13 protein-coding genes are annotated in these 12,184 nt (G+C 64.7%); 11 read left to right on the forward strand and 2 right to left on the reverse strand.

All coding sequences use genetic code 11. The features are described from left to right. Nucleotides 1-8 precede the first annotated feature (8 nt). The 9 genes from XH88_RS03240 (at nucleotide 9) to XH88_RS03280 (ending at nucleotide 7,374) form a co-directional block, all read left to right on the forward strand. Nucleotides 9-974 carry a sugar kinase gene (locus tag XH88_RS03240; protein ID WP_271614350.1) on the forward strand — a complete coding sequence of 322 codons (966 nt, stop codon included), beginning with the start codon at nucleotides 9-11 and terminating at the stop codon, nucleotides 972-974. A 28-nt stretch (nucleotides 975-1,002) separates the two neighbouring features. Next, nucleotides 1,003-1,653, forward strand: a complete 651-nt coding sequence (gene eda / locus XH88_RS03245; protein ID WP_271613970.1) for a bifunctional 4-hydroxy-2-oxoglutarate aldolase/2-dehydro-3-deoxy-phosphogluconate aldolase — start codon at nucleotides 1,003-1,005, stop codon at nucleotides 1,651-1,653. 60 nt (nucleotides 1,654-1,713) lie between these two features. Then, a complete protein-coding gene (locus tag XH88_RS03250; RefSeq protein WP_212443779.1) occupies nucleotides 1,714-2,883 on the forward strand; it encodes an acetyl-CoA acetyltransferase in 1,170 nt (389 codons plus the stop codon). 117 nt (nucleotides 2,884-3,000) lie between these two features. Beyond that, nucleotides 3,001-3,207 (forward strand): hypothetical protein, encoded by a 207-nt coding sequence (locus XH88_RS03255; RefSeq protein ID WP_128966978.1) that lies wholly within the window; start codon nucleotides 3,001-3,003, stop codon nucleotides 3,205-3,207. Nucleotides 3,208-3,329: 122 nt separating this feature from the next. Then, entirely contained in the window at nucleotides 3,330-4,529 is a 1,200-nt protein-coding gene (locus XH88_RS03260) for a CaiB/BaiF CoA transferase family protein (protein WP_271613971.1), read from the forward strand. 10 nt (nucleotides 4,530-4,539) lie between these two features. Then, nucleotides 4,540-5,676, forward strand: coding sequence for a thiolase family protein (locus tag XH88_RS03265; RefSeq protein WP_271613972.1), 1,137 nt, complete (start codon nucleotides 4,540-4,542; stop codon nucleotides 5,674-5,676). Continuing rightward, nucleotides 5,673-6,032 (forward strand): Zn-ribbon domain-containing OB-fold protein, encoded by a 360-nt coding sequence (locus XH88_RS03270; protein ID WP_271613973.1) that lies wholly within the window; start codon nucleotides 5,673-5,675, stop codon nucleotides 6,030-6,032. Before XH88_RS03265 ends, XH88_RS03270 begins: the two co-directional genes overlap by 4 nt. Before the next feature lie 483 nt (nucleotides 6,033-6,515). Beyond that, nucleotides 6,516-7,043, forward strand: coding sequence for a carboxymuconolactone decarboxylase family protein (locus XH88_RS03275; protein ID WP_271613974.1), 528 nt, complete (start codon nucleotides 6,516-6,518; stop codon nucleotides 7,041-7,043). A 28-nt stretch (nucleotides 7,044-7,071) separates the two neighbouring features. Further along, nucleotides 7,072-7,374, forward strand: coding sequence for a nucleoside triphosphate pyrophosphohydrolase family protein (locus XH88_RS03280; RefSeq protein WP_057759035.1), 303 nt, complete (start codon nucleotides 7,072-7,074; stop codon nucleotides 7,372-7,374). A 7-nt stretch (nucleotides 7,375-7,381) separates the two neighbouring features. Here the strand turns inward: XH88_RS03280 and glsA are convergent, their stop codons facing one another. Beyond that, a complete protein-coding gene (gene glsA / locus XH88_RS03285) occupies nucleotides 7,382-9,229 on the reverse strand; it encodes a glutaminase A (RefSeq protein ID WP_442868410.1) in 1,848 nt (615 codons plus the stop codon). A gap of 138 nt (nucleotides 9,230-9,367) precedes the next feature. After that, a complete protein-coding gene (locus tag XH88_RS03290) occupies nucleotides 9,368-9,589 on the reverse strand; it encodes an acetyl-CoA carboxylase biotin carboxyl carrier protein subunit (RefSeq protein WP_271613976.1) in 222 nt (73 codons plus the stop codon). A 95-nt stretch (nucleotides 9,590-9,684) separates the two neighbouring features. On the opposite strand from XH88_RS03290, the gene XH88_RS03295 reads away from it, so the two are divergent. Beyond that, nucleotides 9,685-10,659, forward strand: a complete 975-nt coding sequence (locus tag XH88_RS03295; protein WP_271613977.1) for an IclR family transcriptional regulator — start codon at nucleotides 9,685-9,687, stop codon at nucleotides 10,657-10,659. Then, nucleotides 10,589-12,148 carry an acyl-CoA carboxylase subunit beta gene (locus XH88_RS03300; RefSeq protein WP_271613978.1) on the forward strand — a complete coding sequence of 520 codons (1,560 nt, stop codon included), beginning with the start codon at nucleotides 10,589-10,591 and terminating at the stop codon, nucleotides 12,146-12,148. Before XH88_RS03295 ends, XH88_RS03300 begins: the two co-directional genes overlap by 71 nt. Nucleotides 12,149-12,184: the final 36 nt, after the last annotated feature.

Below are 12,184 nucleotides of genomic sequence, written 5' to 3' on the forward strand. Positions count from 1 at the left end.
ATATGACGATGGCGAGCGTGGCTTGCATCGGCGAATGCATGGTCGAGCTTCGGCAGGCCCAAGGGGGGCAGGCCGGGCAAGGCGGTGGCCTGTACTCGCGTGGCTTCGGCGGCGACACCCTCAACACGGCCGTGTACCTGGCGCGGCTCGAGGTCAAGGTCGACTATCTCACCGCGCTCGGCGATGACGCCCTGAGCGAGGAGATGGTCGCCGCCTGGAGTGCCGAGGGGGTCGGTACGCGGCGCGTGGTGCGGCTGCCGGGCAAGCTGCCCGGCCTCTACATGATCCAGACGGATGCCAAGGGTGAGCGCCAGTTCTTCCACTGGCGCGACAGTGCGGCGGCGCGGCAGCTGATGAGCCTGCCGGAGACGGACGAGCTGCTCAACTCGCTGATGAGCTACGACATCGTCTATCTCTCCGCGATCACGCTCTCGATCTACGATGCGCCCGGGCGGGAGCGGCTGTTCGCGGCGATCAAGCGCGCGCGTCTGCTCGGCACCCGTTTCGTGTTCGACACCAATTTCCGCGCGCGCGGCTGGCCGGATCGCGATGTCGCCCGCGAGGTGTTCGCGGCGGCCTTTGCGGCTGCCGACATCGTGCTGACCTCGACCGAGGATCTGCTCGCGCTCTATCCCGGCGAAAGCCACGAGCAATTGATGGAGCGCATTCCGACGCCCGAGCTGGTGTTCCGGCTCGCCGAGCCGGTCAGCCTGCTGCGCTTCCCCGGCGGTACCGGCGAGGTCCGCGCCGAACCAATGAGCAAGCCGGTCGTTGACACCACAGCGGCCGGCGACAGCTTCGCCGCGGCCTATATCGCGGCCCGGCTCGGCGGTTCCGATCCGGTCGAGGCCGCCCAGGCTGGGCACCGCCTCGCGAGCCTCGTGATCTGCTATCCTGGCGCGATCATTCCGGGCTATGCCATGCCGCCGAAGAAGCGGCACCGGCCGGCGATCACGCGCCAGGCGACCAAGTAAGATCGAGATCGAAGGTTAGATCGAAAAGATGACCACTGCTGCCCAACAGAACCACCTCGTCGCGCTGTTCAAGGCCGCGACCGTCATTCCCGTCCTCACCATCGAGCGGATCCAGGATGCCGTGCCGCTGGCGCGGGCGCTGGTGGCGGGCGGCGTCCGCACGCTGGAGGTGACTCTGCGCACCCCCGTTGCGATCGAGGCGGCGCGGGCGATGATGGCCGAAGTCCCCGAAGCTGTCATCGGCATCGGTACGATCCTCAACCCTGCCGACTTCACCCGTGTCGAGAAGCTCGGCGTTGCCTTTGGTATCAGCCCGGGCCTGACCCCGGATTTGCTCAAAGCCGCCGCTGACAGCTCGCTGCCGTTTGCCCCGGGCATTGCCACCGCGTCCGAGCTGATGATGGCGCTGTCCTACGGCTTCGACGTCGCAAAGTTCTTCCCGGCCGAGCAGGCCGGCGGCATCAAGGGGCTGCGCTCGCTCGGTGGGCCGTTCCCGAACGTGCGGTTCTGCCCGACCGGCGGGGTGGGCGAAGCCAATGCGGCGACCTGGCTTGCCGAGCCCAACGTGGTGGCGGTCGGCGGCTCCTGGCTATGCCCGACGGCGGAGATCAGGGCCGGGAACTGGGCCGGCATAACTGCCATTTGCCAGCGCACCCTCCAGGCCCTTAAACCTGCGTGAAGTCTTGCCATCCCTGGGCTAAGACTTAGCTCAGGCAAGAGACCCCGAGGGAGAAAGACCATGACCGCCAGCATCGTCGGATGGGCGCACACGCCATTCGGCAAGTTCGACACCGAAACCGTCGAGAGCCTCGTCACCCGCGTCGCCAATGAGGCGATGGCTGACGCCGGCATTTCGGCCTCCGACGTCGATGAGATCGTGCTCGGTCATTTCAATGCCGGCTTCTCGGCGCAGGATTTTACCGCCTCCCTGGTGCTCCAGGCCGACCCGAAGCTGCGCTTCAAGCCGGCGACCCGGGTCGAGAACGCTTGCGCGACCGGCTCGGCCGCCGTGCACCAGGGTCTGCGGGCGATCGCCGCAGGGGCAGCCAAGATCGTGCTGGTCGTCGGCGTCGAGCAGATGACCCGCACGCCCGGACCTGAGATCGGCAAGAACCTGCTCAAGGCGTCCTATCTGCCGGAGGACGGCGACACGGTCGGCGGCTTCGCCGGCGTGTTCGGCAAGATCGCCAGCTCCTACTTCCAGAAATACGGCGATCAGTCCGATGCGCTGGCGCTGATTGCGGCCAAGAACCACAAGAACGGCGTCGCCAATCCCTTCGCCCAGATGCGCAAGGATTTCGGTTTCGACTTCTGCCGCGCCGAGAGCGAGAAGAATCCGTATGTCGCAGGTCCCCTGAAACGCACCGATTGCTCGCTCGTCTCCGACGGCGCAGCCGCCCTGGTGCTCGCCGATGCCGAGACCGCCAAGGGCATGAGCAAGTCGATCGGCTTCCGCGCCACTGCGCACGCCCAGGACTTTTTGCCGATGAGCAAGCGCGACATCCTCCAGTTCGAGGGCTGCACGGTCGCCTGGCAGCGCGCGCTGGAAAAGGCCGGCGTGACACTCAACGATCTCTCCTTCGTCGAGACCCATGACTGCTTCACCGTCGCCGAGTTGATCGAGTACGAAGCCATGGGCTTGACGCCGAAGGGGCAGGGCGCCCGCGCCATCAAGGAAGGCTGGACGCTCAAGGATGGCAAGCTGCCGGTGAATCCGTCCGGCGGGTTGAAGGCCAAGGGCCATCCGATCGGCGCCACCGGCGTCTCCATGCACGTGATGACCGCGATGCAGCTCGCCGGACAGGCGCCCGAGGGCATGCAGCTCAAGAACGCAAAACTCGGCGGCATCTTCAACATGGGCGGCGCAGCGGTCGCCAACTACGTCTCCGTGCTGGAGCCGCTGAAATAGGTCTTGTGGGGTGGGCAAAGCGCGCTTGCGCCGTGCCCACCTTTTTCTTGCGCTAGATCATGGTGGGCCGGTTCCGGCTCGCCTTAATGCTCCTGATTGATTTGCAGGGAATGCATCATGAGCACTGACTACGAAGACTCACTGTCGCTGGAGGCCCTCAATGACCGCATCGCGATCCTCGAGGACAATATCCGCCAGCTCATCGAGCAGGCCGCTGCCGCGTCCGGCGAGCAGAACGAGTCGCGCATCGCCGACCGCATTAACCAGCAGAACGACGAACTCGACCGTCTCATGAAGATCCGCGAATCCCGCCAGAAGAAATAGCGGCCGCAACGGCCCGCGCATACGGCCATACGCCGGCCGCCCTTGCGCGTCCGGCGTCGCTGCCCTTAGCTGACCGGAATCGCGGAGCCGTATCCTGAGCCCGCGCAATCGGGAGCGAACGGATGGGGCCGCTGAAGGGCATCAAGGTCGTCGACATGACCACCGTGCTGATGGGGCCCTATGCGACCCAGATGCTCGGCGACTACGGTGCCGAAGTCATCAAGGTGGAATCCCTCGACGGCGACGTCACTCGCCTGATCGGTCCGATGCGGCACGCCGGCATGGGCCCGGTGTTCCTCAATACCAACCGCAGCAAGCGCTCGATCTGCCTCGATTTGAAGAAGCCGGCGGGACGCGAAGCCGTGCTGCGGCTGCTGAAGGACGCCGACGTTCTCGTCTACAACGTCCGCCCGCAGGCGATGGCGCGGCTTCAGCTCGGCTACGATGTCGTCTCCGCGATCAACCCGCGCCTCGTCTATGCCGGCGTGTTCGGCTTCGGACAGGACGGCCCCTACGCGGCAAAACCCGCCTATGACGATTTGATTCAGGGCGCCACCGCGTTGCCTGCGCTGATGGCGCAGACTGGTGACGGCGTGCCGCGTTACGTGCCAAATGCGCTGGTCGACCGCATCGTCGGCCTCACCGCCGTCGGCGCGATCTGCGCCAGCCTCGTGCATCGCGATCGCACCGGGCGCGGCCAGCGTGTCGATATCCCGATGTTCGAGACCATGGCCGGCTTCGTCATGGGCGACCACATGGGCGGGCTCACCTTCGAGCCCCCGCTCGACAAGGGGGGCTATGCTCGCCACCTCTCGCGCGACCGCAGGCCTTACAAGACCTCGGACGGCTATCTCAGCGTCATCGTCTACAATGACAAGCAATGGCAGAATTTCTTCAGGGCGACGGGACGCGACGACCTGCGCGTCGATCCCAAATTCGCAACCTTCGCCGGCCGCGCTGCCAATATCGACGTCGTCTATGCCGAGCTCGCCCGCATTTTCGAGACGCGCACGACCGCCGAGTGGATCGACTTGCTGACCAAGGCCGACGTGCCTGTCATGCCGATGCACGATCTTGCCTCGATCCTGCACGACGAGCATCTGGAGGCGACCGGCTTCTTCCCGGTCGTGAACCATCCGACCGAAGGGCCGATCCGCAGCATGAAGGTCACGGCGACCTGGTCGGACACCGAGGCCGAGCCGGTGCGCCTGGCGCCGCGGCTCAACGAGCACGGCGCGGAGATATTGCGCGAGATCGGCTACGCTCCTGACGAGATCGCCGCCATGGTCCGCGACGGCGTCACGCGCTCGGCGCCGGAGTAGGGGGAACGCCATGAGCTTCATCACCGGCGTCGGCCTCACGTCCTTCGGCAAGCACGAGGGCTCATCCTCGCTTGACCTGATGAGCAAGGCTGCCCAACTCGCGCTCGACGATGCCGGGCTGAAGCGCGCCGAGATCGACGGCATCCTCTGCGGCTATTCCACCGTCTCGCCCCACATTATGCTGGCGACGGTATTCGCCGAGCATTTCGGCATCCGCCCGTCCTATGCCCACGCCGTGCAGGTCGGCGGTGCTACCGGACTCGCAATGACCATGCTCGCCCATCATCTCGTCGAAGCGAGTATCTGCCGCAACGTGCTCGTCGTTGCCGGCGAGAACCGCCTGACCGGCCAAAGCCGCGACGCCTCGATCCAGGCGCTGGCGCAGGTCGGTCATCCCGACTACGAGGTGCCGCTCGGGCCCACGATCCCTGCCTATTATGGCCTCGTTGCCACCAGATACATGCACGAATACGGCGTGACCGAGCAGGACCTCGCCGAATTCGCGGTGCTGATGCGCGCGCACGCCTGCACCCATCCCGGCGCGCAATTCCACGATCCGATCACGGTGGCCGACGTCATGGCCTCGAAGCCCGTGGCGATGCCACTCAAGCTGCTGGATTGCTGCCCGGTGTCCGACGGCGGCGCGGCTTGCGTCATCAGCCCCGAGCGGACTGATGACGCGGGCGTGCGTATTCGCGGCTGTGCCCAGGCGCATACCCATCAGCACGTCACGGCGGCGCCAAGCTTAAACGAACTCGGCGCCGAAATTGCGATAGCCCGCGCCAAGGAGGCTGCGGGGCTTGCGATCTCCGACGTGCGCTACGCCGCGATCTACGACAGTTTTACCATCACGCTCGCGATGCTGCTGGAAGACCTCGGCCTTGCCGGCCGTGGCGAAGCGGCGGCACGGGTGCGTGCGGGTCATTTCAGCCGCGACGGTGCGATGCCGCTGAACACCCATGGCGGCCTGCTCAGCTACGGCCATTGCGGCGTTGGCGGCGCCATGGCGCATCTGGTCGAGGCGCATTTGCAGATGACGGGACGGGCGGCTACCCGTCAGGTGCGTGACGCCTCGATTGCGCTGCTGCACGGCGACGGCGGCGTGCTGTCGTCCCATGTCAGCATGTTTCTGGAGAGGGTGCGATGAGCGGACGAATCGCTGATTGGGCCAAGGGTGAGCAGGCGATCGTCTTTCAGACCTGCTCCGCATGCGGCCACGTCCAGTATTTCCATCGCGCCTTCTGCGCCGCCTGTGGAGCCGGAGGTCCGCGCGAGGCGCGCGCCAGCGGCAAGGGCACGGTCTACGCAACCTCTCTGGTCTGCCGCGCCGCCACCCCGGAGACGCGCGCGCACGTGCCCTACAACATCCTGCTGGTCGATTGCGCCGAAGGTTTTCGCATGATGGCCCATGGCGAGAACGACCTGGCCATCGGCGATCCGGTGATCGCGAGCTTCAGGCCGTTTGCCGGGAAGCTCGTGCCGTTCTTCACCAAGGAGACGTAACGGGATTTCGCCATTCGGGGGCGGTCATGGGACCGAGCCTGGAACGGGTATTCTGGGCCTGGCCTGTGCGAGGGCCACCCCGGAATGGCGAAAACTCAAAAACTCGAGCTAACGCGCGTAGAACAGGATGCTGGCGATGACGAGCATCGCCATCACCGCCAGCATGTGCGCGAGCGCTTCCGAGGCCGCCACCTTGGTGGCTTCCTTCATGCCGTTTTCTCCCTAGACTTGGGCGTGACTCATCGTTGCGTGGTGAGCGCAAAGACGGCCAATTGTTTTTACTCGGAACACCCCACTTCGAGTATTCACCGCAATTAAGTCCCCATGCGGCGAATATCGACTGTGTCAGGGTCGATCAGCAATGCGGCGGCAATTTGACTCGATGATGTTGCTCCTGCGTCGGCCCGCAATTAGAGTTTGAGGGAACTTGGCGCGACATCGACAATAAGCATCAAAAGCCTCAGGAAAAACTCAAGGCAAATCATGGCCCGTATCGACTATAGCGACCCGTCCAAGGCGTCCGACCGCACCCGCGAAATCCTCGACAAGAACCGCAACGCCAACATCTTCCGCATGATGGCGCATTCGCCGAGCTATTTTGAGCAGTACTGCCGGCTCGGCGGCGCGATCCGCCACAAGGGCGAGCTCGATCCTGTCGTGCGCGAGCTTGCGATCACGCGCACCGGCATTCTGTGCGAGGCGCCCTACGAAATCATCGCGCACAGGCGCATCGGTAAGAATGTCGGCGTCACCGACGCGCAGAACGAGGCGCTGGAAAACTGGCAGGCCGCGACCTGCTTCGACGAGATCCAGCGCGCTGCGCTGGCTTTCACCGACGAGATCGTCAAGCTGACGAAGCCGACCGATGGGACCTTCAAGGCGATCGCCGCCAAGCTGACGCCCGCGGCACTCGTCGAGCTCCAGCTCTCGGTCGGATTTTACATCATGACGTCAAAGTTTCTGGAGACATTCGAGATCGATCTTCAGCCCGTCACCGAAGTGGTGGGCTGATCCAAAGCCTGGCTAGCGAGGGATGGTCATGACGATCGATGAATATGCGGCCTGGGCAGCTACAATCGCGAAAGTCGATGAGCATCCCTCGAACGAACGTCTGTCCTATCTCGGGCTTGGCCTTGCCGGTGAAGCCGGCGAGGTCGCCGAGCACATCAAGAAGCTGCTGCGCGACGACTGGCTCGACAAGGCTGGTCTCGTCGAGGAGCTCGGCGATGTCATCTACTACTGGGCCTGCCTGTGCGCCGCCACCGGCCAACAGCCGTCCGAATTGCTCAAGGCGAGCGCCGCCAAGATCAAACGGCGGATCAGCGAGGCGGCAAGCCGGTAGGCACGGTTCACATCGACGTCAAGATATCAACCTTGGTATTGGCGACGATCAGGCGATCGGCCAATAGCTGCGCCAGATTGCGCATCATGCGCTCGCTCGCCCGCGGGTGCTGCTTGCGGAAGCGCTCGAAATCTTTCAGCGGAACTTCGAAAGCGGTCGCCGCCATGTCCGCGAACACGTCGGCGGAGCGGGTGGTCTCGATCAGGGCCATCTCGCCGAACGCCATGCCAGCGGTGAGCGTCGCGAGCCGCACGCCGTCGGGCAGGGTGACATGCACTGCGCCGCTGCGCAGAAAGAACAGGGTATCGGCGGGATCGCCCGTCGTGATGATCTTTGCGCCGGACTGATAGGTCCTGATCGTGCAGATCGAGGCGAGATCCGTCAGCTCTTCGGCGCTAAGGCCGTCGAGCAGCGGCTGCTCGCGCAGGTCGGTGGTCTCGTGGAAGTCGATTGAGCCGCCATAGCGGTAGACGATCTGGTCTTCCGCCCATTCGATCGCAGTGTCGAGCAGGTAGAAGTCGCGGACGTTCTTCAGCTCCGCGGTCCACTCCCGCAGGCTGTCCCATTCCCTGGAGGCGCGGCGGACGCCTGACAGTACCACGGTCACGTCAAGCGCGGCGAGCTCCTCGAAGGCTTCGGCGATGAGCCGGGCGCCGGCGCGCGTGGTTGACGTGACGCGGTGCAGGTCGAACACGACGATTTGCGGGCGTGATCGTCCCGCAAGCCGGCGCGAGACGTAGTCGACGGCCGACAACGACAGCACGCCGACCAGCTCGATGACCCGAACCGCCTGCTCGTGCGCGGCAAGGATGTCCCGCTCCTGCTGGCGTCGGACGCGGCGTGACGGGCTCTTGCCGATGTCGTAATCGGCAATCACGGCGTTGCGGGCGTCGTCGCTGCGGTTGAGCATGTGCAGATCGTAATGCGACGACAATGCCTCGCAGACCTTGATGCCGCGCACGCTGTTGCCGTGCTTGTCCAGCTTCGGCGAATAGCTGCCGAGCCCGAGACGGGCGGGCAGCGCGGCCAAAATGCCGCCGCCGACGCCGCTTTTGGCGGGGATGCCGATGCGGTAGATCCATTCGCCGGCATAGTCGTACATGCCCGATGAGGTCATCACCGACAGCGTGCGCGAGATCGCGTAAGGCGTCAGCACCTGCTCGCCGGTGACAGGATTAATGCCACGATTGGCGAGTGTCGCAGCCATCACCGCGATGTCGCGCGCGGTGACCAGCACCGCGCATTGTCGGAAGTAGACGTCGAGCACGCCTGCGACATTGTCGGAGATCACCGCATTGGTCTTGAGCAGATAGCCGATGGCGCGGTTGCGATCGCCAGTCTGGCTTTCCGAGGCGTAGACGGCTTCATCGACCGCGAGATCGCGCCCCGCGAATCGGCCGAGCGCGAGCCGGATCTGCTCGAAGGCCTCCGCGCCCTTGCTGTCGTAGATCAGGCCGGTGCAGGCGATCGCGCCGGCATTGACCATCGGATTGAACGGATGGTTTTCGGCATTCAGCCGGATCGAGTTGAAGGGATCGCCCGACGGCTCGACGCCGATCGTGCTCTCGACCTTGCTCGCACCGAGCAGGTCGAGCGCCAGTGCGAACACGAACGGCTTCGACATCGACTGGATGGTGAAGGGCACCCTGGAGTCGCCGACCTCGTAGACATGGCCGTCGAGCGTCGCGAGGCTGATGCCGAAACAGGCAGGGTCGGCCTTGCTCAGCTCGGGAATGTAGTCGGCGACCGCGCCTGACGTCTCTGCGGAGAATTCGTTGAGGCAAGTATCGAGAAACCGCAGCAGCGGCGGCTTCGAGCGGGTCCAGGCAGAGGCAGGCGACGGTTGCGCTATCATCGCTTCCTTGTGCAACGCAATCAGCATCTGCGCAAGCCGTCCGGCTTCGTGGGAACGCCCGAACGCAAGACGCTGCGCGCCCTCCTGATGTCATCTGTTTCAGATTGTCGCGGCCGAGAAGCCATTGATGGCGCGTGCTCAGTTCGCGACGATCGCGATCGCTTGTCCCTCGGCGACGAGGTCGTCGATCTTCACGAGCAGTGATTTCAGCGTGCCTGATGCGGGCGAGGCCACCGGTATCTCCATCTTCATGGCTTCAACGACCACAACGTCGTCGCCATCCGCGAGTGTTCCTCCAACTTGCACGGGAGTTGCGCAGACCCGACCGGTGACCTCCGGGACGATCTTAATTTCTGGCATGCCATCGCCTTTTTGTTGTCGTCGCAAAATGCCTGAGGTAGCGTCACCTGCAAGTGGAATTTAATTCCGCAGAGCGAAACAAAGCGGTAGGGATCATGGGACGACGTTCAGAGCGGTTAAGTAGGCAAGGTGCGCTCGCTGGCGATGCCGGTGAGGGTGATGTGATCCAGGTGGTGTCTCGCGCGTTCGACGTGTTGCGATGCTTCGAGGGCCACGAGGCGCGGCTCGGCAACCTCGAGATTTCAAATCGCTGCGGCCTGCCGCGCTCGACGGTGTCGCGGCTCACGCACACGCTGACGCGCATGGGGCAGCTGGTCTATCTGCCGCGCGATCAGAAATATCGGATCGGCCCGAGCGCGGTGGCAATGAGCGCCTCGATGATGAAGGGCGCGCAGCTCCGCAGCATGATCCGCCAGCGGCTCCAGGAAGTCGCCGAGCAGCTGCCCGGCACGGTCGGCTTCGTCGTGCCCGATCGCTTCCATCTCGTCTATCTCCAATTCGCGCGCTCGGCCGCTGCGCTCGGCCTGCACGAGGGCACCGGCAGCCGCATCTCGATGGCCTCGACCGCGGCGGGCGCGGCCTATACCGCGGCGTTGTCGCCGGAAGTCGGTGATGCCTTCATTGCGGAGATGGAGCGCGAAGCGCCTGAGGCCGCAAGAATCCTCAAGCCTCGTATCGAGGCCAACAGGCAGTCGCTGCGCGAGCGCGGCTATGTCGTGGCCTGCGGTCTCTGGAGTCCGCATATCAACGGCCTCGCGGTGCCGATCTGGGCGCCGCAATACCAGACCTTCGTGGTGATCACCATCGGTCTCTTGTCGGCGATGTATGACGAGCAGCGTCTGCATGACGAAGTGGCGCCGCTGATGCTCGAACTCGGCCGCTCGCTCGGCAGCCTGGTGGAAGGCGCCGAAGCCGACGTCTTCAACAACCGCATCTCGCGCAAACCGGTCGCAATATCAGTGCACAACAATAACAAGCCGATCCATTCGGAGGGAGTGAATGAACTGGAAGCCGGAACTCGACGAGCTCGCCCGGCGCGAAGCCTTCGCGCGGGAGATGGGCGGCGTTGACAAGGTCAAGCGACAGCATGACCAGGGCCGGCTGACTGTTCGGGAACGCATCGACGGACTGATCGACAAGGGGACCTTCCACGAGATCGGTGCCGTCTCTGGCATCGGTGAGTACGATTCCAGCGGTGAATTGCAGAAGGTGACGCCGGCGAACTGCGTGTTCGGCCGCGCGCGCGTCGACGGCCGCACCGTGGTCGTGGTCGGCGACGACTTCACGGTGCGCGGCGGCTCCGCGGATGCCTCGATCTCGGCCAAGCCCTTGATGGCGGAGGAGATGGCGCACGACTTTCGTCTGCCCATCATCCGCATCATCGAGGGCTCCGGTGGCGGCGGCTCGGTCAAGACCATCGAGACCAAGGGCGCGGCGAATCTGCCCGGCGGAATCGGCGGCACCCGCTGGTACCGCTTCACGACAGAGAATCTGTCGCGCGTGCCGGTGGTGGCGCTCGGGCTCGGCTCGGTCGCGGGGCTTGGTGCCGCGCGTCTCGCCGCCAGCCACTACTCCATCATGACCAGGAAGTCCGCGATGTTCGTCGCAGGACCGCCCGTGGTGAAGGCGCTGGGCCAGGATCTCTCGAAGGAGGAACTCGGCGGCGCGGAGATCCAGACCCGCGCCGGCGCGATCGATCATGCCGTCGAGACGGAAGAGGAGGCGTTTGCCTGCGCGCGGCGGTTCCTCTCTTATCTGCCGTCTTCGGTTTACGAGGTGCCGCCGACCTTGCCTTGCACCGACAGTCCCGAACGCAGCGACGAGGCGCTGATCAATTCGGTGCCGCGCAACCGCAAGCAGGTCTACAAGATCCGGCCCATCATCGACTCCGTCGTCGACAAGGGCTCGTTCTTCGAGGTCGCAAGGAATTTTGGCAAGCCCATCATCGTTGGCCTGGCGCGACTGGAGGGCAGGGCGGTGATGCTGCTCGCCAGCGACAGTTTTCACTATGGTGGCTCCTGGACTGCGGATGCTTGCCAGAAAGTGGTTCGCTGGGTCGACTTCGCGGAAACCTTCCATCTGCCGATCGTCTATCTCATGGATTGCCCGGGCTTCATGATCGGCCTCGACGCGGAGAGGGCAGCGACAATCCGCCACGGCGTCCGCGCCATGGCCGCCGTCAACCAGACCACGGTGCCCTGGTGCACGGTGATCCTGCGCAACGCCTTCGGTGTTGCTGGCGTCGTGCATCAACCGGCCGACCGTTTCTCGATCCGCTACGCTTGGCCGTCGGCCTATTGGGGCTCGCTGCCGCTGGAAGGCGGCATCGAGGCCGCCTACCGCGCCGACATCGACGCGGCCGAGGACAAGGCGGCCAAGCTGAAGGAGATCGAGGCGCGTCTCAACCAGCTGCGCTCACCGTTCCGCTCGGCCGAAAAATTCTGGGTCGAGGAGATCATCGATCCCAGAAAGACGCGCTCCCTGCTGTGCGAGTTTGCAAGGCTGGCCGAGCCGCTGCGCAAAGCCGGGCCGCCGGAGAACATGACGATCCGGCCGTAACGTCCGGCCGTCATTGCCCGCGGAGCGCCGCCATTC

The sequence above is a fragment of the Bradyrhizobium sp. CCBAU 51627 genome (assembly GCF_028128765.1).
GTDB lineage: Bacteria > Pseudomonadota > Alphaproteobacteria > Rhizobiales > Xanthobacteraceae > Bradyrhizobium.

Excerpts from the sequence above, each read along its gene's own strand:
- XH88_RS03240 (WP_271614350.1), top strand. The coding sequence starts at position 9 with ATGGCGAGCGTGGCTTGCATCGGCGAATGCATGGTCGAGCTTCGGCAG.
- eda (WP_271613970.1), top strand. The coding sequence starts at position 1,003 with ATGACCACTGCTGCCCAACAGAACCACCTCGTCGCGCTGTTCAAGGCC.
- XH88_RS03250 (WP_212443779.1), top strand. The coding sequence starts at position 1,714 with ATGACCGCCAGCATCGTCGGATGGGCGCACACGCCATTCGGCAAGTTC.
- XH88_RS03255 (WP_128966978.1), top strand. The coding sequence starts at position 3,001 with ATGAGCACTGACTACGAAGACTCACTGTCGCTGGAGGCCCTCAATGAC.
- XH88_RS03260 (WP_271613971.1), top strand. The coding sequence starts at position 3,330 with ATGGGGCCGCTGAAGGGCATCAAGGTCGTCGACATGACCACCGTGCTG.
- XH88_RS03265 (WP_271613972.1), top strand. The coding sequence starts at position 4,540 with ATGAGCTTCATCACCGGCGTCGGCCTCACGTCCTTCGGCAAGCACGAG.
- XH88_RS03270 (WP_271613973.1), top strand. The coding sequence starts at position 5,673 with ATGAGCGGACGAATCGCTGATTGGGCCAAGGGTGAGCAGGCGATCGTC.
- XH88_RS03275 (WP_271613974.1), top strand. The coding sequence starts at position 6,516 with ATGGCCCGTATCGACTATAGCGACCCGTCCAAGGCGTCCGACCGCACC.
- XH88_RS03280 (WP_057759035.1), top strand. The coding sequence starts at position 7,072 with ATGACGATCGATGAATATGCGGCCTGGGCAGCTACAATCGCGAAAGTC.
- glsA (WP_442868410.1), bottom strand. The coding sequence starts at position 9,229 with ATGATAGCGCAACCGTCGCCTGCCTCTGCCTGGACCCGCTCGAAGCCG.
- XH88_RS03290 (WP_271613976.1), bottom strand. The coding sequence starts at position 9,589 with ATGCCAGAAATTAAGATCGTCCCGGAGGTCACCGGTCGGGTCTGCGCA.
- XH88_RS03295 (WP_271613977.1), top strand. The coding sequence starts at position 9,685 with ATGGGACGACGTTCAGAGCGGTTAAGTAGGCAAGGTGCGCTCGCTGGC.
- XH88_RS03300 (WP_271613978.1), top strand. The coding sequence starts at position 10,589 with ATGAACTGGAAGCCGGAACTCGACGAGCTCGCCCGGCGCGAAGCCTTC.